This is a genomic window from Lagierella sp. ICN-221743 (genome assembly GCF_037890055.1).
Lineage (GTDB): Bacteria > Bacillota > Clostridia > Tissierellales > Peptoniphilaceae > Mediannikoviicoccus.
On sequence record NZ_JBBKBD010000023.1, the window covers coordinates 1 to 20053 of the forward strand.

Genomic DNA, 20053 nt, shown 5'->3' on the forward strand with positions numbered 1-20053 from the left:
ACGGCGGCTGATTAAAGCGCCGTTTTTGCATACATATTTAATTAATCTAGCTTAAAAACTTTTGCAATTGTCATTACATTTGATTTTGAACTTTCCCCTTTAGACTCTTCTCCAAAAACATTACCTACGGATTTATCAAAAATAAATTCTCCAGTGGCGGAAGCTCTAAAACTCTTGCCGCTCTGTTCATTTATGTTAAATCCACCATTTCTAAATTCTATAAATGGTTTTTCTCCATAGATGTATTGGCAACCAGGGTCTACGATGGAAACTTCATTGTCAGTAACATTTTCAAGTACAATCACTTCAGAATACATGGTTATATTTACGTCTCCACTTTTCTCCGTTGGTATGGAAATATCTTCCTTTAAAGTTCTATAACCTATTTTTATATCCTTGTCCTTGTACTGTGCCTTGAGTTCTTCTTCCAGTTCATCAAGGTTTTCTTTTTCTTCACCAACTTTAAAATCAGGAATATCTTTAGTTACTTCCTTTGCCTTTAAATATCTTTCTTTAGAATTTTCTTCTAAAGAAAGAATTTCAGAAATTCTACTGATTTCAGAAGAATTATTATTGTTTTGTCCAGCAAAATAATAAATTCCCGCAGCCACTACCAAAACTAAAAGTGATATAATAATATTTTTCTTTTTCATTTTGCACCTCTATGTATAGTTCAATTTAAACTACAATTTATTATTATTTGTATACCCCATTTTTATAGTTTCATCTTTTTTCTTAAATAAAAAAAGGACTAAAATAATTTAATCCCTTTTTTCATATTCTTCTATTAAATATTTTCCTATTCGATTGTAATCGTGGCGAACTTTATCTTTATAGTCATTAAAACATTCCAGCTCTACAATTTCATATCCCTTTAAAAACTCCCTATCTTCATCACATAGGTATACTGGCGTACTCTTATATCTCTTCAAGGTGTTATCCGGAATTTGTTCCTTGTTTACTATTATTTTGTCGATTACTGAGTAACCCATATGTGAATTAATGGCCCTAACATGATCTGAAACAGAATAGCCTCTCGTTTCTCCATACTGAGTCATTAAGTTGCAAACATAGTACACTGTAGCCTTTGTTTCTTTTAATGCCCTTGCAATATCTTTTACAAGCAGATTCGGCATTATGGAAGTGTATAGACTTCCTGGGCCAATTAGTATTATATCTGCACTTAATATTTCCTCTACAGCTTCCTTCATTGGCTTTGGTCCGTCAGGTTTTAGATAGACTTTTTCTATTGAAATATCTTTGTCCTTTGTAGAGTTCCCAATATTAGATTCTCCCTTAATGGTAGTACCGTCACTCATCTGAGCATAAAGAGTTACATCTTCAAGGGTCATGGGAAGAACTTTTCCAGTTATGGCAAGTACATTTGACGCTTCCTTTATGGCTTTGTCAAAGTCGCCATAAATGTCTACCATGGCCGCCAAGAAAAGATTTCCAAAGGACTGCCCCTTTAGTCCTCCTTCTTTAAATCTATAGTTCATTAGCTCCTTCATTTGTGGCTCTGCATTTGCCAGTGCAATTAAACAAGCCCTAATGTCACCGGGAGGAAGTATGCCCATGTCCTTTCTAAGAACTCCTGAGCCTCCACCATCATCAGCGACGGTTACAATGGTTACAACATCCTTTGTTATTTTTTTTAATCCTTTTAGAATTGTGGAGTTACCTGTGCCTCCACCAATAGTTACTATTTTCATATTTACCAATATCTAGAATCCCTATGGGATATATAGACAGTTTCTCCTTTTTCTTCAAATTGCTTTCCTAGCTCATTTGCTATGGCGACAGATCTATGTCTTCCACCTGTACAACCTATTCCGATTACAAGATTCGTCTTTCCTTCTTCCTTGTAAAATGGAAGTAGATAATTTATTAAATCTTTAACTTTATCCAAGAATATTTTAGTTCTCTCATATTTAAAAACAAATTCTCTAACGTCTTCGTCTTCTCCAGTTTTTTCTTTAAGTTCATCCACATAGTATGGATTTGGAATAAACCTAACGTCAAACACCAAGTCGGCGTCAAGTAATGTTCCATTTTTAAACCCAAAGGACATAATCGTTATATTTATATTTTCATTTTTTAAAATCTCACTGCCATAAAAAGATAGTATTCTACTTTTTAGTTCTCCCAGTGTAAGTGTGGAAGTATCGATAATATGTGTTGCGTTATCTCGTAACTGCTTTAAGCTAGCTCTTTCTTCGGATATTTCTGAGAGGATGTTTCCAGTGTTTCCTAGAGGATGAGGTCTTCTTAGTTGTTTAAATCTTCTTACTAAAATCTCATCTCTTGCATCTAAGAACAAAATGCTTATATCCTCTCCTGCATTTTTTAATAGTAAAACTTCTTCATAGAGCTTACTAAATAGAATACCACTTCTAATATCCACTACTATGGCAGTCTTTGTTATATTCGATTTGTTATTACTTAAGAGTTTGATAAAGTCCTTTATTAAATCTGGAGGAAGATTATCCACTGCATAGTATCCCATATCTTCCAAGGCATTTAATGCAGCAGTTTTACCTGCTCCAGACATTCCCGTTACAATGACTACTTTCATTAATCATTTCTCCTTTTGAAATTTAACACTCTTGAACTATCTATACCTGCCACTTGCATCCTTTCAAGGGCAGATTTTAAATTCCCCACATATTGTGGTCTATGTGCATCGGAACCTAGTGTAAACTTTATATCGTAGTCCTTAATAAGCTTTAGCTGTTCCACTGTTAAGTTCTTATGTGAAGAATTTATTTCAAGGGCAGTGCCAGTTTTTTCACAGGCCTTTGCAAGCATCTCTATGTCCACAGGCACTTTGTCTCCTGGATGTGTAATGGTAAAGATATTTTCTTTTTCTATTACCTTTATTAGTGCTTCTGTGTTTTTTCTTGTTACATATTCCCTTATCTTCTTTGAAAACCTAATATTATTTATAAATCGATAGTGGGCGTAGCTATAAAAGTCCTTAAACACCACTCCATTATGAAATCCTAAATTTATAATATCAAAATACTTTTCATATTCTTCGGGAATATCATAAGTTCCATCATATCCAACCACATTTGCTTCAACTCCAAGGAAGATATCTATTCTGTCACTATACTCTTCTTTAAGTCTATCCACTTCTTCTCTTGCAGTCTTGATTAAATCTTTTTTTATTCCATATAAATAATGTCCTGGACCATGATCGGTAATATAAATTTCTTTTAGTCCAGCATCTATTGCTGCTTCAACATTTTCTCTTATGGTTCCCTTTCCATGATTATTTTTACTATATATGGTATGAGTATGGTAGTCTGCAATTACTTTACTTCTTAAATTCTCCAATAATTCTAACCTCCGGTTCTAAATTTACACCGAACTTTTCATAAACAACTTCTTTTACATGGTTAATCACATATAGCACCTGTTCACAGTTAGCATCTCCTGCGTTTATCACAAATCCACAATGCTTTTCGCTAACCATGGCGTCTTTGTATCTATATCCTCTAAGGGCACAGTCATCAATAAGCTTACCCGCATAATAACCTTCAGGTCTCTTAAATGTAGAGCCAGCAGATGGATACTCCAGTGGTTGTTTTGAATCTCTCTTGAAAGTCAATTCATCTTGGTATGCTTTTATTTTGTCGTATTCTCCCTTATTTAGGTTTATAACGGCTTCAAGCACAATTAGACCTTCGTCTTGTACCCTTGAGTTTCTATATCTAAGATTCATGTCCTTAGCGTCTATTTCAAGCACATTTAAGTCTTTGTCTATAACCTTTACACTTTCAAGTACATCCTTCATCTCGCCACCGTAGGCACCTGCGTTCATTGTCGCAGCTCCTCCTAGGTCTCCTGGGATGCCTGAAGCAAACTCGAATCCTTGAAGGCTATTTTCAAGGGCAAAGTCTGCAATCTCTTTAAGCGTTGCCCCTGCTTGTGAAGTTATTTTACTTCCATCCAAAGTTATTTTTGAAAAGTTCTTATGTAACTTGATTATAACCTTCCTAATACCTTGGTCAGAAACAAGTAGATTACTACCATTTCCAATTACCATATAAACCAAATCATTTTCTTTTACAAGTTTAAGAGCATTTAGGATTTGCTCTGTTGTATTTGGCATTATAAGAACATCACATGGTCCTCCTATTTTAAATGTGGTGTGGTTTTTCATAGGTTCATCATAAAGCACCTCACCTACGTCACATTTAGAAAAAATATCTTTATAATTTATCTTCATTTGTTACTCCTTTAAAGTATTTAACCCCTTTAGATACCAAAGAAAATGATCCATATACTACAATTATCTTGTCACTAAATTCCTTTATTGCAAAGTCTAGAGCCTTTTCTACATTTTTCATATCATAAACTCTATTTGAAAATTCCCTTGCCAAATTACAAAGCTTATGTGATGGCAGGGACCTTTCACTGCCACTATCACAACAGACTATCCCATACGCAATATCACTGTTTATCTCTAAAAGCTTTCTATAATCCTTGTCTTTGTAAAATCCAACAACAAACACAAATTCCCTATCTGGAAAGTCCTTTAATAAAGTATCTCTTAAAGACTTTACCGCCTGTGGATTGTGACTTCCATCTATAATAACTATTGGGTCTTTATTTACTATTTCATATCGTCCCGGCACAGTGGTCTTATTAATGCCTTTAATGGCACGCTCCAAAGAGATATTAAAACTTATCTTTAATTCCTTTAACACTTCGAAAGCAACCACCGCATTAAATCTCTGTACCTCTGAATGTAAATTTAAATTAAATTTATACCCACCGTAATTAAATTTTTGACAGTCTCGAGATATTTCGTAATTTTTTATATTTCCAAAATCAGGTACTATAAGTTTTGCATTTTTAATACTAGCTTCTTTTTCAATAACTTTATTTACTTCTATTTCTTGTGGATAATAAACCACAACGCCTGACTCTTTTATTATACCCGCTTTTTCATATGCAATCTCTTCTAAGTTATTACCTAGAAGTTCCATATGGTCCATTCCAATTTTTAAAATAACCGAAGCTACAGATTTTTTTATTACATTGGTAGAATCAACACGTCCACCAATTCCAACTTCAATCACTGCAAAGTCACATTCTTCTTCATAGAAATATAAAAATGAAATTATGGTTGCAATGTCGAATTCATGTACTGTAATGTTTTTTTCTTTTGCCAAGTTCTTAACATAATCATAATAATTAAGAAGTCTTTCTTCATCTATGTTCTTGTGGTTTATTTGAAACCTATCACTATTTGAAAAGATTGCAGGGGAAGTATATAGTCCAACTTTATAACCATTTTCTTCCAGTGCATTGGATATAAAATTACAAACAGATCCCTTGCCATTTGTTCCTGCAACATGAATTATATTTAATTTGTCTTGAGGGTTTCCTAAAAGCTCAAGTACTTTTTCTATATTTTTAGCTCCATTATATGCTTTTTTATCGTTTGAAATATCTAAAATATCTTTATTCTTCATAGTTCACCTATTAAATTATACCATATGAAATTACATATTTTACCATAAAAAAGGATAGCTAAAAGCTACCCAACTAATTTTAATTTTTCAGTTTGATCATAGGTTATAAGCGCGTCAATCATCTCTCCAATTTCTCCATCTAGAAAATCTTGAAGCTGATAAATTGTCATGTTTATTCTGTGATCAGTAACCCTTCCTTGAGGGAAGTTATATGTTCTTATTCTTTCAGATCTGTCTCCTGAACCAACTTGAGACTTTCTTGCATCGGCAATGTCTTTGTTTTGTTCTTCCAACATCTTGTCATATAGACGTGACTTTAATATCTTCATTGCCTTGTCCTTGTTCTTAAGCTGTGACTTCTCATCTTGGCAAGACACCACAATACCTGTAGGAATATGTGTAATTCTTACGGCAGAGTCAGTAGTATTTACAGATTGTCCACCATTACCTGAAGATCTGAACACGTCAACCCTTAAATCATTTTGGTCTATTTTAACATCAACGTCATCCGCCTCTGGAAGAACTGCAACTGTTGCAGCTGAAGTATGGATTCTACCACCAGATTCTGTTTCAGGAACCCTTTGAACTCTGTGAACTCCAGATTCATATTTTAACTTTGAGTAAGCACCTTCGCCTGTTATCATAACAACGGCTTCTTTTATTCCCCCTACTCCCTGCTCTGAAATTTCCATTATCTCGGTTTTCCAGTTCATTGAGTCTGCAAACATCTTGTACATTCTTAAAAGTTCTCCAGCAAAAAGTCCGGCTTCGTCTCCACCAGCCCCAGCTCTTATTTCTAAGAACACGTTCTTGTTGTCATTTGGATCTTTAGGTAGTAAAAGAATTTTAAGTTCATCTTCAAAAGTTTCGATATCTTTTTCAAGCTTTGAAACTTCCTCTTTTAGAAGCTCTCTCATTTCGTCATCAAGGTCTTCATTTAAAAGTTCCTTGTCTTCTTCAATTGTATCCTTTGCATTTTTAAGTTCATCATATTTTTCAATAATCGGTTTTAAATCTGCATGTTCCTTTATTAATTTTTGCCAATGATCCATATCCTTCATTACTTCGGGATCGGCTATTTCAAATTCAAGTTTTTTATATTTTTCTTCTACTGCATCTAAGTTTTCAAACATCTAAAACACCTCGTCGTTTTTTCTTATAAACTTTTTATAAATAATATTGCAAACTCCAAAACTAAGTATTAGTACTATTGGACTTATATTAAATAGTTCCACCGATATAGCTATGGCAATGGCTACTAAAAATTCCACTATTTTAAATCCCGACTTCTTTCCAAGGCTATATACAGATGCGGCAATAACTGCTGCAACTGCAGGAATTGCTCCTTTGAAAATCTTTTGAGCAATGTCAAGACTGCCAACTACCTTATAAAAGTGTGCAATTACCGTAATTATCATAAATGATGGAAGTACTGCACCTAGAGAACAAAAGAAAGCTCCCTTTGCACCTTTTATTTTAAGTCCTATGTATATGGACATGTTTACTGCTAAAACTCCAGGCATTCCCTGTGCCACCATTAGAGCTTCCATAAACTCTTCATCATTTAACCATTTTTTATTATCGACTACTTCTCTTTCTATAATAGGTATCATTGCAACTCCTCCACCAATTGTAAAGGCACCTATTATAAAAAAAGTTTTGAATAAATCAAAGTAAAACAAAATACCTCCTAATTAGTGAATATTCCAATGACTCCCGCCACAAGTATAACAGGAATTGGATTTATCTTTTTTATTCCCACTGCATAAAAAGATAAAATGAATACTATAATTCCAACTATTGATGTTAGGCCTTCGCTTGCTAGAGAAAGAAACCCTGCGCCTATAAGTCCTATTATAACAACTTTAATTCCATCTAAAAATAAATTCAAATACTCATTGTCCCTAAATTTTTTTATAAACACATACATCAAACTCACAAGTATTATAGATGGAAGTACCACGGATGTGGTTGCTGCCAGTGACCCTGGTACCCCCTTTAAATTATATCCTATAAATGTGGCAAGGTTAATTGCAATGGGTCCAGGGGTTATTTGGGATATGGAGATTATGTTTATAAAGTCCAACTTTTGTATCCAGCCATTGTTTGTAACAACCTCTTGCATTATAAGTGGTATCATTGCATAACCACCACCAAAGCTGAATAAACCTATTTTAAAAAATGTAGTGAATAGCTGTAAAAATATCATATCATACTCCTTGCTATAACACATCTATCAAATCCATTGTAATCTTTTATCAAATTGATATCAGTATATTCATTATTACTCAAAAGCCCCTTTAAAGGCTCTCCCTGATTATATCCTATTTCAAATGCAATGTATCCATTTTCATTTAAATGTTCATGAGATTTTTCTATAATTGCTTTGTAAAAATCAAGTCCATCCTCGCCTCCAAATAGTGCAAGCTCTGGTTCTTTTTTAACCCTTTCATCAAGCAATAACATATCTTTTTTGTTTATATATGGAGGGTTAGAGACTATTAAGTCAAATTTCCTTTCTTCAATGGAAGAAAAAAGATTAGACTCTTTAAATTCGCAGTTCTTTACCTTTAAAAGCTCTTTGTTTCTTCTAGATACATCCAGTGCCACCTTAGATATATCAACTCCTAAAACATTCGATTTTGGTATTTCTAAGGCAAGTGTAATGGATATTATGCCACTGCCGCAGCCTATATCTAAAATATTTTTAAAATCCACACCCAAGTTTAGTATATTTTCAATTAAAATTTCCGTTTCAAACCTTGGAATCAAAACTCCGTCTTTTAAATAAAAATCCCTTCCGTAAAAATTCTTTTTACCAATTAGATAATTTATGGGATAATCCTTTGAGTACTTTTCATAAATTTCATCTATCGTAATTTCAATATCCTTTGGCACAGTTTCATTTTGATTAAAAAATATTTCCGTTTGACTTAGTCCCATAATATTTTCTATAACAAAACTTCCATCAACTTTACCAAATTTTTCTAATATCTCTTTTAATGTCATTCTTATACCCTTCGTTTACAGGATAATATTAAAATCAAAAAGGCAGAACAATACGTCTGCCCTTTTAACACTATTTAATATTGTATTTTTCTTTAAACTTCTCAACTCTTCCACCACGCTCAGCTGATCTTTGACGGCCTGTGTAGAATGGATGACAGTTGGAGCAAACTTCAACTTTTATATCTCCTTTAGTTGATCCTGTTTCAAAAGTATTGCCACAAGTTGTACATGTAACTGTAGCTTTATGATATTCTGGATGAATTCCTTCTTTCATTTATTTCACCTCTTTCAACACAATTAAACATTTAGCTTAATAAGTATATCATAGTAAGCTATTCATTTCAACTGCGAAAACTAATTTTATTCATAGCAGCAACAAAATCTTTATTCCTTTTAGTATTACTTAGCATTTCAAAGAAATTATCAACGACGATTTGATTTGATTCTTCCGATAGAGATCTTCTAAGTTTTCTTACTGCATCAAGTTCTTCTTCACTTAAAAGCAGTTCTTCCTTTCTCGTTCCTGAAGATGCAATATCAATTGCTGGAAATATTCTAAGTTCTGAAAGATTTTTATCAAGCTTGACTTCCATGTTACCTGTTCCCTTAAACTCTTCAAAGATAACATCGTCCATCCTGCTACCAGTATTCACCAGTGCAGTAGCAAGTATCGTTAAAGAGCCTCCCTCTTCTAGGTTTCTTGCTGCACCAAAAAATCTCTTTGGATGGTTTAGTGCCATCGGATCAAGTCCTCCAGAAAGAGTCTTTCCAGAGTATGGGCTTGTAATGTTATAGGCCCTTGAAAGTCTTGTCAAACTATCCATAAGAATTACAACATCATGTCCATGCTCAACCATTCTCTTTGCCCTTTCAAGAACAATTTCTGCAACCCTTGTATGGTTTTGTGGCATCTCGTCAAATGTAGATGCAACAACTTCACCATCAACAGACCTCTTCATATCTGTAACTTCTTCTGGTCTTTCGTCTATAAGAAGCACAATTAAAAATATATCGGGATTGTTTTTCTTTAAAGCCTTTGCAACTTTTTTTAGAAGTGTTGTCTTACCTGTTTTTGGTGGAGCAACTATCATGCCCCTTTGTCCCTTTCCTATAGGACAAATTAAATCTATTACCCTGGTTGCAAGATCGTCTTTTTCATTTTCAAGCACGAATCTCTCTTTAGGATAAATTGGCGTAAGGTCTTCAAAGTTTCTTCTATTTCTCAAATTTTCAGGAGTTTCATAATTGACTTTGTTCACATAGATAAGTGGAGAAAATTTTTCTTTGTCACTTACTTCCCTTGTTAACCCTTCAACAAAATCCCCCGTCTTTAATCTGAATCTTCTAACTTGAACTGGAGGCACATATATGTCATCGTCTCCAGAGTCATATCCATCGGATCTTAAAAAACCAAATCCATCGGGCAAAATATCTAAAATGCCCTTGACCTCTCTTGTAGCTCCAGTGGAATTGTCAGTACTTTTTTCACTTCTATTATCTTCTTGTATATCTTCTACTTTTAACTCTTCATCTTTTGAATTTATTCTATCGTTAATCTTTGCTTGCTTTTCAATTTCTTCAATTAATTCACTCTTTTTGTACTTTGAAATTCCAGCAACTCCTAAAGCCTTTGCGATAACCTTTAAGTCATCTAATTTTTTTTCATTTAAAACTGATAAATCCAAAATTTCCTCCTACTAATGAAAAAATAAATATCCGCCCTTAGGCAGATATCTATATTTTTATAAATTTTTAACACTTTCCCAGTCTTTTAAAAATTTTTCAATTCCTATATCAGTTAATGGGTGTTTTAACATTTGATTAAATACTTTATAAGGAATAGTTGCTATATCTGCACCTGCTTTAGCACATTCCACTAAGTGAATAGGATGTCTTACAGATGCTGCAATTATTTCTGTTTGTATATCGTAATTATAAAATATTTGAGCGATGTCATCTATTAAAATCATACCGTCGCTGCTTATATCGTCAAGTCTGCCAAGGAATGGACTTACATAAGTTGCACCTGCCTTAGCAGCAATAAGAGCTTGTGATGCAGAGAAGATTAAAGTTACATTTGTCTTTATGCCTTCATCCGTAAGTTTCTTACAAGCCTTAATACCTTCTTTTGTCATAGGTAACTTGATTACGATATTTTTGTGAATCTTTGCAAGCTCTCTTGCTTCTTCAAGCATACCTTCACATTCAAGACTAACAACTTCTGCAGATATAGGTCCATCTACAATTTCTGTTATCTCTTTAATAACATCTTCAAAAACTCTTCCTTCTTTTGCAATTAGGGATGGATTTGTAGTTACTCCATCAACGATTCCCCAAGATGCTACTTCCTTTATTTCATCAATATTTGCAGTGTCAATAAAAAATTTCATATCTTCTCCTATTATAAGTTCTTTAGCATTACAACTTCTAATTCATCAGCAACTGTTTCACATGAGTCAAGACATTTTTCCATTAGTTCGTAAATCTTGCTCCATCTGATTATATAGTCAGTGTTGTCATTTTTGTAAAGATCTCTCATAGTCTTTATATAAAGTCTATCCCCTTCTTCTTCAATTGAGTTAGCTTCAACTATAAGTTCCTTTAACTTTTTAGACTTTTTGTAATTTGGAAACTCATCTACACATTTAGATAGCATATCTACACAGCTAACAATTAGCTTGCTAAATTCAAGAGCTTCATCAGTTACAGAATCCAAATTAAGAATATACATCTTAACAAGAATATCTTCAATGTTATCAACAACATTGTCAAGATAGTGAATAATATTAGTAATATCTTCTCTTTCAATTGGTGGAAGAAACTCTTTTACAAGATTTGCCATGATTTCATGTTTAATCAGGTCACTTTTATGTTCTATATCGTGAATTTCTTCAGTTTGTTTTTCCAGTGTATTCTTATCATAAGAGTTCATTGACTTGCTTAAATAATCAGCACATTCCCTTGCCTTTTCAGACATTTTAATAAATCCATCAAAGTAATTGTAAACAGACATAACTTCTCCTTAAAATAAATTCATAAATATTTTCGCCATAATAAAACCAATTAGACCACAACCAGGGAATGTTAAAACCCATGTTAGTACCATTTCCTTAACAACTTCTAAGTTTACATTTCTTATACCTTTAGAAGCTCCCACTCCCATTATAGCAGTTGTCTTAACGTGAGTGGTACTTACTGGTACTCCTAGTAGTGATGAGAAAAGTAAACATAGTGCAGCTCCTAAATCCGCAGAAAATCCTTCATATTTTTCCATCTTCACCATGTCCATCCCAACTGATTTTATTATCTTTTTACCACCTATTGATGTTCCTATTCCCATTAGAAGAGAACATAATATCATTAACCATATAGGTATATGAAAACTATCTACATGAGCTTGTCCTTGAGATAAAAATACACCTAAAAGGAAAACCCCCATAAATTTTTGGCCATCTTGCGCTCCATGCATAAAAGCCATAGCAGCTCCACCAAAAATTTGTCCATTTTTAAATAAATTTTGAGTTTTTCTCCTATCCACTTTCCAGAATAATAGCTTAATGATTGATACAACTAAGTATCCAAGTCCAAATCCTAATATAGTGGACATAACTAAACCATATATTACCTTTATCCATTCAGATCCGTTAATACCATCGATTGAACTTTGAATTGCTATGGCAGCTCCCGATATCCCTGCAATTAATGCATGAGATTCAGAAGTTGGTATACCAAAATACCACGCAGCAGTGGCCCATAACACTATGGCAAAAAGCGCCGCTGATAATCCTACCAATGCCATTTTTGCATCATCCCCGAAGTCAACCATGTTGTAAAGTGTCTCTGCAACATTTGCATTGACAAAAGTCATGATTAAAACTCCAAAAAAGTTAAAAATAGCAGCCATTATTATTGCCCTGTCTACATCCATTGTACGAGTAGAAACCATAGTAGCAATAGCATTAGGTGCATCTGTCCATCCATTTACAAAAATTACTGCACAGGTCAAAATTGCTGTAATAAGTAATGGAGTATTGACAGTCATCTCTTTGATAAAATCTAAAAATGTAATAGTCATAAATGCTCCTTTAAGATATATTATATTTGAATTTTATAACATTGTTCCATTAATGTAAATATACTGTTAGCACTTTGTAAAATAATTAAATCAAATTTTTAAAATATTCTACATCTTTAATTATTATTCTCTTTTTTGAAATAGTAATGAGTTCCTCTTCTCTAAGCCGACTAAGCTCTTGATTTAAAGTACTTCTATTAACATGTAACATTCCCGCTAAAACTTCCTGTGAATAAGGTATTCTTATACTATTTTGTGACTCATTCACTTCTAGCATCCAATAGGCTAACCTTTCTTCTATACGTCTATATTCAACAGTTTTTAACATTACTTGACTATAGTAGGCAAACTTTGAAACAAATGTTAGAACATTTTTCATGAAGACTGGATCAGATTCCACTATGGGCATTAACTCCTTCACTGGAACTTTAATTATAGTGGAGTTTTTTACAGCATATGTATCCATAGTGTATTTTCCATGACCAAGATAAATTAAATAAAATGGAAATGCATCAATTGCAAAGGCATAGTCCCGTCCCATATCTTTTAAATAATAAAAGTAAGATGAGCTTATTTCCTTTCCCTTTGTTGTAAACTCAGAAGACTTTAAAAGCCCCTTAACAACAATGCAAAAGTAATCTAAATCCTCTCCCTTTCTAAAAACAATTTCATTTGCGTCATAATCTTCCATAATAGAATTTGTTCTTAAAAGTTTTGCTATAGACTCAGTAGAGATATTTTCAAATAGCGGTCTGTTTAATATATCATTACTCCATATCATTATAAGACCTCTTTTCATTAATTTAATAAAATGCTAATCTAAATTTTATTTTATATTTACATCTAATTTCTATTCTACAGCATACTTTTGTTTATAACAAGAAAAAAGTCTACAATATGTAGACTCTTAAATTTAAAATTATTAAAAATAATCCAATCATAAAGATTATTACTAGTTTTATGAGTAACAAGCACAATATAATTTTCATCAAAGATGAAATTTAAAGTTTACTCGCCTTCATAAGTTTTATTTTAATATTAAAAATCGGACAGAGCCAAAGCTCTGCCAGATTTTATTTGAATATTGTACTTTCTTTAATATCTGTAGCTAGTGACTTAACAGCCCTTTCTACCATTTCATGTCTGAAAGCATCTTCTTTTTCTCCCAAATCAGGATTTCCTACTGGATATGGGATAGCAACTGTTGGAACGATTCTATTAGCACCAACAGATTGAGATATAGTTGTAATAGTAGCCATGTGTACTATTGGAATGCCATATCTTTCAATTTCTTTAACCATAGTTGCACCGCAACGTGTACAAGTACCTCATGTTGATGTTAAAATAACGCCATCAACACCAGCTTCTTTTAACTCTTTACCGATTTCTTTACCAAATCTAATAGAGTTAGCAACTGCAGTACCAGTTCCAGTAGTTGTATAGAAGTATTTGTAAACATCTCCTATAACTCCTTCTTCTTTTAGGTCTACTAACATATCAAGAGGAGCTACTCTATCAGGTTTTGCATTTGCATATACAGGGTCATATCCACCATGGATTGTGTAGTAATCATTGTTAAGATCTTCTCTTCCTGATACATCATACTTGCCCCATTTTTGTGCAGATGCAGATTGGATTCTATCTGGGTTTCCATTAGGTACTATACCACCTGAAGTAACAAGCGCAATTGTAGCCTTAGAAAGATCTTTAATAGCTGCTGCAGGTTCTACTGAGTCAAACACTGGCATTGGTAATTCTGTTTCGAATTCTTCGCCATTAAGTCTCTTCATAAGCATTTCTATAGCTCTTTGTGAACCAATCTTGTCAACAAGTATAGTACGTCTTTGACCTTGTGGGAAATAATCATCCACAGATGGATCTAATTCTTCATCTAGTGCAAGCTTATTAATAAGCTTAACCATTGCAGGAAGTGCTTTTCTCATTGAAGCTGCAGAGTTTCCAGTTGCAACTGTATAAGCATACTTTCTAGCTTCATCAAGACCAGGGTTTTCTTCATACATACCAGTTATACAAGGTACGCCCTTTTCGTTGAAGAACTTACATACTTCAGCACACGCAACACCATATCTACCAGCGTTAAAAGCAGGTCCTGCCACTACGATATCAGGTTTATGTTCTTCATAAGTCTTTTCAAGAAAAGCCATAGTCTCTTCTCTATTTTCATTAAAGTAGTTATCACCACAAATAATTGTTCCTAATAATTCTATTCCTTCAGCTTTCTTTCCAAAAGCATCTGAAGGTCCAACTCCTCCATCTCTATACTCAGGAGGTATGTGTGCCATTTCTTCTCCACCGATTTGGCCGAAGAATTGGTTGATATAATAAATAACTTTTTTACTCATCTTCTCCTCCTAATATAGTTTACAAGTTGCATTGTGATAGCCGATTTCAGAAGTAGCTCCGATTACAGCGTTAAGTTCACATTTCATAGTTCCAGTTTCAGGATCATAAGCTCCTGCCCAACCACCAGCTAAGTTAGCTATAGCTTCAGGGTCTCCAAGAACTTGGTCAGCCTTTTCAAGTTCAACAATATGACTTACATTTCCTGTTGAAATAACTGCAACAGCTTCTTTAGCAGTATCAGTAAGAGGTTGACTTGTACCGTCCCATCCTGAACACTCATCAGTAATAAGTACTGTCTTGATACCTTGTTTTTCAAGTCTTGAACAAATCATTACAAGGTCTGAGTCAGGGTTTCCATAACCTTCTTCAGAAATTATTACACCATTAGCTCCTACCATCTTACATAGTTTAGCAGTGTAATCACAAGATACAAACTTTCCATTAAGAGTAGTCATTTCAGGTGTCATTACAACTCCTAGGAAGTTTATCTCTTTACCATGTTTATTATAAAGTTCTCTAATAACATTGTTGTTTTGATGTTGATATGTTGTTATCTTGTCACATGCAGCAACACAGTTACCTGAGATAACAGCATTATCAAGTTCTTCATTTGGATGTAAGAAAGTTGGTAAAATATGAGCAGAATCAGTGCCGTAGATATATCCAGCATGTAGTAGACCTTGAGAAATTAACATCTCAACGTAAACAACCTTTGGTAGATCAGGATATTTTTCGTTTTCTTCAGCATGATCTCCCATTTCAAAAACTTGAACTTCTTTAAATTCTTCAATATCTTTAGCTGCTTCACCAACATATTCAGAAGCCTTTAATCCAACAATTCTACAAACTTCTTCATGCTCATGCGGATTTAAGCCTTCAACAGGTGTTATATCAACAACAACATTCATTGTCTTTGAGAATGGAGTCCATTTAGCTCCCTCTCCCCACATGTCAATAACTCCCTCTTGGAAACCAACAATATCTCCAATAGTAACAATTGCAGTTCCTGAAAGTACATTTACCTTTCCGTCTCCACATTGTCCAACATCAGTAGTTACCCCTGGGAATCCCTTAGTACCTTCTACTGTGTACCTTGGTTCAATAACGTCCTTTACAGGAATTATTCTCTTCTTTTCCCCGGGTCTTGCTAGATCAACTTTAATATCTTTTACACCAGATATTTTTTTCATTTCTTCAATAAAGGCATCTTTGTTGATATATAGACATTTGTCTTTAACAATTGTCTCATCGCCAAAGTTGATATCCTCTATTTCGACTTTTCTTAATTCAAGTCTCAAGCTATTCACCCTTTCTTATATAATTAAACCTTGAAGCCTCCTCTAAAGCAGACTTGTAAAGTTCAAAATCAAGTAATTCATAATCTTTTGTATGTCTATATTCGGGTTTTCTCTCCCCTAAAGTAAAATCATATTTCAAAATGCTGTTTTCAATTAACTCTACAGAGTGTTCCGAAATACTACCTTTTTCTTTGGAAACAAGAATAGACTTTACTGGAGAAAAAAACATTTTTATACTGGCATTTAGCGGATAAGAAACTAACTCATGGCCAACATATACCATATCCCTTACCTTAATAAGTACGTCTCTGTAATCACCAGAAACCCTAATAACATTTGTATCATCTTCAATTTTGCTATTATTCGTTACCGTTAAAATCTCCATTTTCTCTCCTTTGTGAAAACCTTTTTTAAAATATCATTTTCTTTCATATATAGTCTATCATTTAATTTTTTTTAATAAAGTTGTTGGGACAACACTTAATAATTTTTTTATGTTAGAAAAACAACAGTTTAAGATTTATAATATTTTATTTGTATTTATTACTATTAGTCAGTTAAATTCATATAAAAAGGAGAGAATACTCTCCCCTTTTTATAAGTTAATTCATATTATTTTTCTCTTGGAACATATCTGTCATATGGAAGAGCATATGGTTTTTGTTTGATGTAGTGACCAGTTCCCTTATCACCAACAAATTTACCATTTTCTGCCATAAGTTTTCCTCTTAAGAATACCTTTTCACAAATACCATCTCTTTCAAATCCTTCGTAAGTATCATAATCACTACCTTCATAATTATCTTTGAAGGTAATAGTTCCTTTAACATCAGGATTATATATTACTATATCAGCATCTGATCCTGGAAGTATGGCTCCTTTTTGTGGATAGAATCCGCAAACCTTAGCTGGATTAGTAGAAGTTAATTCTACGAATTTTTGTCTAGTAATTCTATTCTTCATAACCCCTTGAGTCCAAATCATATAAAGTCTGTTTTGCATTCCAGGGCATCCATTAGGTATTTTTGTAAAGTCATCAATACCTTTCTTCTTAGCTTCAAAACCACCTTTAACAGCCGCATTATCTGAACCTATAGCTGTCAAGTAACCTTTATCAACAGCATCCCATAGAGCCTCTAAGTGATCTTTTGTTCTCAAAGCTGGAGCACAAACGTATTTTCCACCTTCAAAGTTAGGTTTTAAGAAATTAGATTCATCTAAAGTAAGATAATGAGTACAAGTTTCTCCATATATACTATATCCTTCTTCTCTGGCTTCCTTAATAAATCTCATTGCATTTTTAGTTGTAACATGCACTACGTATAGAGGACAATCTGCTATTTTTGCCATTTGAATTCCTCTAAAAGTTGCTTCATCTTCAACAATTGGCGGTCTAGATAAAGAGTGCCCTATTGGATCTTTAACTCCCTCTTCTTTATATTTTTTAGCCAAAGCTTCAATAAAGTCTCCGTTTTCACAGTGTAGCATAGATGTAAGACCATATTTTTTTGCTTCAGTCATTCCCTTTATAATCAATTCATCATTGGCATAAAAAGGAGTTCCCTTATAAGCCATAAAAAATTTTAAATTTGCAACGCCATTTTCTGCAAGTTCTGGAATACTCTTCATGAGTAGTTCTTCATCGTTATCCATAACCATAGTATGGAAAGAATAATCACAAGATGCTTTTCCGATTGCATTTTCTTTCTCATGCTCTTTTAAAGATTCAATAAGTGTCTTGCCTTTAAATTGAGGTGCAAAGTCTACAATTGTAGTAGTCCCTCCAACTAGTGCAGCATGAGATGTTTCAAAAGAATAAGATCCGAAAGGTCCCATATGAACATGCTCATCTACTCCGCCTGGAAAAACATATTTGCCAGTTGCATCTATAACTTCACAGTCATCCTCAGGCAAGTTCAATCCAATCTCTACAATTTTTTCACCATCAATTAATATATCTGCAACATATTCAGAAGTAGCGGAAATAATAGTACCATTCTTAATTAATTTTTTCATAGCATCTCCTTAATAAAAAACGCTGGGCATTTATTGCATAATGCCCTAAATTGCCACAGCGTTTTATTTCTATTACTTGTCAAATTTTCTTTCGTGCTTAGTATAAACAGAGCTATCAATACTTTCTAGGTATTTAACAACTTCATCTACAGGAAGTACGTCAGCAAATTTAGCTTCCATATCAAACATATTCCATTCAATTACTCCAGGAACTCTGTCGCCAACTGTTCCTTCAGGAATAAGAGTCTTGAATCCATATCCAGTAGAGTCCATTACAGTATGTCTAACACATGCACAAGAAGTTGCACCCATAACTATTACTGTATCTACTCCTAAGAAAGTAAGTGTTTGAGCTAGATGTGTGCCAAAGAAGTTAGAAGCGTATTTCTTATGGATAACTGGTTCTTCTGGTTGTGGTTTTAATTTAGGATCTATTTCTAACCAGTCAGTATTAATATCAAGAGCGCTCATAGGTATTTTTTCATCCCATCTAGGTAAATCCCATTGTGTTTCCCCTACATAACCTGTAGTAGTATGGAATATTGGAACACCTGCTTTTCTACCAGCTTCTAGAACCTTTAATGCATTTGCACAAACTTCTTCAGATTTATCACATGTAAATGGGTTACCTTCACTCATCCAAGCTTTAGCCATATCTACTGTAGTTATAGCTGGTGCTTTTCCTTGACCCATGTTTCTCATGAATCCTCTTTCTTTATAGATTTTTCTAGCTTCAGCAAATGCTTCTTTAAGTATATCTTCATTAAATCCATATTCGTCAACAAATTTATAATCAGGGTTCATTTTTTCAGTCATAATATTCTCCTTTGTTTTCCTTAGTATCGTTTTCATACATTCTAAATATCTTCATTTGAGCTCGTAATAAAGACTAACCATCAAAGCTTAAAATCCAATCAAAATTGTTATCGTTTTCTTTTTCTATTGGATTTGCTTTCTGATTCTATATTAACAGCGATTTTACTATGTCTCAAGTTCGTATTCGAACATCAAAAGGTTTTTTACACATCTTCAATGATATTTTTTAAATATTCTTCATTTAAAACATCAATTTCATTAAAGTGAATATTGATTACCCCTAGACTTTCTAACTTTTTTAACTCCTGATTAAGGCTTGGTCTTGTAACCCTTAGAGTATCCGATAACATCTTTTGAGTCATAGGTATTTTACAAGTGTCCACATATTTTTTCATTATTAGCCAATAAGCAAGTCTTTGCTGAATTTTTTTATATCTTGTGGCATTTAATATAATTTTAGTGTGACAAGTACAGCTTGCAGTAAATCTTAAAACATTGTTAGTAAGGGTTTCATTTGAAGAAATAATTTCTTTTAATTCATTCCATGGAATAAAATAAACATCACTTTCTGACTCCGCATATATATCATAAGGCCAGTGTTTAATTCCAGCATAAAATAAGTGTAGTGGATAAACTTCATGTTTATAATAGTATGCCACTACCTTTTCACTTCCATCACTTAAATATTTTGCCTGTTTAAGTAATCCTGATTTTATAACAACAAGACTATTAAGTATATCACCCCTAGAAACAACTAGGTCTCCAGGCTCAAAATTCACATGATCAATATCTAGACTATAAATTTTATTCATTACTTCATTTTCAACATATCTAAAAATAAAAACTGACTCAAGATTAATACTATTGTTCATGTCCACACCCCCATAACTTAATTTTATAAAAATAGAATAGAAATTGCAAATTAATAATATGTAAAAGAGGCGACCTAAAAAAGGGAAATAAAAAAAAGACCCTACAATGTAGAGTCT

Annotated in this window: 22 protein-coding genes; all 22 read right to left on the reverse strand. The window is 33.3% G+C overall.

Annotated elements, in window-relative coordinates; translation table 11 throughout:
- Window positions 1-41: 41 nt before the first annotated feature.
- The 22 genes from WKS98_RS08860 to WKS98_RS08965 all read right to left on the reverse strand — a co-directional run bounded on the left by WKS98_RS08860 (window position 42) and on the right by WKS98_RS08965 (window position 19936).
- Window positions 42-653: a hypothetical protein gene (locus WKS98_RS08860; RefSeq protein ID WP_498918644.1), complete on the reverse strand. Its 612-nt coding sequence runs from the start codon at window positions 651-653 to the stop codon at window positions 42-44.
- Window positions 654-761: 108 nt separating this feature from the next.
- On the reverse strand, window positions 762-1712 hold the full coding sequence (locus WKS98_RS08865; RefSeq protein WP_498918645.1) for a gluconeogenesis factor YvcK family protein: 951 nt from the start codon (window positions 1710-1712) through the stop codon (window positions 762-764).
- Window positions 1713-1714: 2 nt separating this feature from the next.
- The gene (rapZ, locus tag WKS98_RS08870; RefSeq protein ID WP_498918646.1) at window positions 1715-2575 is read right to left on the reverse strand and encodes an RNase adapter RapZ; all 861 of its coding nucleotides are present in this window, start codon (window positions 2573-2575) and stop codon (window positions 1715-1717) included.
- Window positions 2575-3339, reverse strand: a complete 765-nt coding sequence (locus tag WKS98_RS08875) for a PHP domain-containing protein (RefSeq protein ID WP_498918648.1) — start codon at window positions 3337-3339, stop codon at window positions 2575-2577. The genes rapZ and WKS98_RS08875 overlap by 1 nt, the downstream gene beginning before the upstream one ends.
- Window positions 3320-4234: a UDP-N-acetylmuramate dehydrogenase gene (gene murB, locus WKS98_RS08880; protein ID WP_498918650.1), complete on the reverse strand. Its 915-nt coding sequence runs from the start codon at window positions 4232-4234 to the stop codon at window positions 3320-3322. The genes WKS98_RS08875 and murB overlap by 20 nt, the downstream gene beginning before the upstream one ends.
- Window positions 4218-5486 carry a bifunctional folylpolyglutamate synthase/dihydrofolate synthase gene (locus WKS98_RS08885; protein WP_498918652.1) on the reverse strand — a complete coding sequence of 423 codons (1269 nt, stop codon included), beginning with the start codon at window positions 5484-5486 and terminating at the stop codon, window positions 4218-4220. Before WKS98_RS08885 ends, murB begins: the two co-directional genes overlap by 17 nt.
- Window positions 5487-5551: 65 nt before the next feature.
- Window positions 5552-6619 carry a peptide chain release factor 1 gene (gene prfA, locus WKS98_RS08890; RefSeq protein ID WP_498918654.1) on the reverse strand — a complete coding sequence of 356 codons (1068 nt, stop codon included), beginning with the start codon at window positions 6617-6619 and terminating at the stop codon, window positions 5552-5554.
- Window positions 6620-7168: a chromate transporter gene (locus WKS98_RS08895; RefSeq protein ID WP_498918655.1), complete on the reverse strand. Its 549-nt coding sequence runs from the start codon at window positions 7166-7168 to the stop codon at window positions 6620-6622.
- A gap of 8 nt (window positions 7169-7176) precedes the next feature.
- Window positions 7177-7695: a chromate transporter gene (locus tag WKS98_RS08900; protein ID WP_498918657.1), complete on the reverse strand. Its 519-nt coding sequence runs from the start codon at window positions 7693-7695 to the stop codon at window positions 7177-7179.
- Window positions 7692-8495, reverse strand: a complete 804-nt coding sequence (gene prmC / locus WKS98_RS08905) for a peptide chain release factor N(5)-glutamine methyltransferase (protein WP_498918659.1) — start codon at window positions 8493-8495, stop codon at window positions 7692-7694. The genes WKS98_RS08900 and prmC overlap by 4 nt, the downstream gene beginning before the upstream one ends.
- A 70-nt stretch (window positions 8496-8565) precedes the next feature.
- Window positions 8566-8769: a 50S ribosomal protein L31 gene (gene rpmE, locus WKS98_RS08910; protein ID WP_498918660.1), complete on the reverse strand. Its 204-nt coding sequence runs from the start codon at window positions 8767-8769 to the stop codon at window positions 8566-8568.
- A gap of 67 nt (window positions 8770-8836) precedes the next feature.
- Window positions 8837-10180, reverse strand: coding sequence for a transcription termination factor Rho (rho, locus tag WKS98_RS08915; protein WP_498918661.1), 1344 nt, complete (start codon window positions 10178-10180; stop codon window positions 8837-8839).
- Window positions 10181-10237: 57 nt separating this feature from the next.
- On the reverse strand, window positions 10238-10885 hold the full coding sequence (gene fsa / locus WKS98_RS08920; protein ID WP_237036141.1) for a fructose-6-phosphate aldolase: 648 nt from the start codon (window positions 10883-10885) through the stop codon (window positions 10238-10240).
- Between the two features lie 11 nt (window positions 10886-10896).
- A complete protein-coding gene (locus WKS98_RS08925; RefSeq protein WP_498918663.1) occupies window positions 10897-11508 on the reverse strand; it encodes a DUF47 domain-containing protein in 612 nt (203 codons plus the stop codon).
- A 9-nt stretch (window positions 11509-11517) separates the two neighbouring features.
- A complete protein-coding gene (locus tag WKS98_RS08930; RefSeq protein WP_498918665.1) occupies window positions 11518-12570 on the reverse strand; it encodes an inorganic phosphate transporter in 1053 nt (350 codons plus the stop codon).
- An 85-nt stretch (window positions 12571-12655) separates the two neighbouring features.
- Window positions 12656-13351 carry a Crp/Fnr family transcriptional regulator gene (locus tag WKS98_RS08935; RefSeq protein ID WP_498918667.1) on the reverse strand — a complete coding sequence of 232 codons (696 nt, stop codon included), beginning with the start codon at window positions 13349-13351 and terminating at the stop codon, window positions 12656-12658.
- Between the two features lie 292 nt (window positions 13352-13643).
- Complete coding sequence (locus WKS98_RS08940) at window positions 13644-14933, reverse strand: glycine/betaine/sarcosine/D-proline family reductase selenoprotein B (protein WP_498918669.1); 1290 nt, start codon at window positions 14931-14933, stop codon at window positions 13644-13646.
- Between the two features lie 9 nt (window positions 14934-14942).
- A complete protein-coding gene (locus tag WKS98_RS08945; RefSeq protein WP_498918671.1) occupies window positions 14943-16232 on the reverse strand; it encodes a glycine/sarcosine/betaine reductase component B subunit in 1290 nt (429 codons plus the stop codon).
- Window position 16233: 1 nt separating this feature from the next.
- On the reverse strand, window positions 16234-16617 hold the full coding sequence (locus tag WKS98_RS08950; RefSeq protein WP_498918673.1) for a GrdX family protein: 384 nt from the start codon (window positions 16615-16617) through the stop codon (window positions 16234-16236).
- A 227-nt stretch (window positions 16618-16844) separates the two neighbouring features.
- On the reverse strand, window positions 16845-18248 hold the full coding sequence (gene hydA / locus WKS98_RS08955; protein WP_498918674.1) for a dihydropyrimidinase: 1404 nt from the start codon (window positions 18246-18248) through the stop codon (window positions 16845-16847).
- 72 nt (window positions 18249-18320) lie between these two features.
- Window positions 18321-19064, reverse strand: coding sequence for an isochorismatase family protein (locus tag WKS98_RS08960; protein WP_498918676.1), 744 nt, complete (start codon window positions 19062-19064; stop codon window positions 18321-18323).
- A gap of 203 nt (window positions 19065-19267) precedes the next feature.
- Window positions 19268-19936: a Crp/Fnr family transcriptional regulator gene (locus WKS98_RS08965; RefSeq protein WP_498918678.1), complete on the reverse strand. Its 669-nt coding sequence runs from the start codon at window positions 19934-19936 to the stop codon at window positions 19268-19270.
- Window positions 19937-20053: the final 117 nt, after the last annotated feature.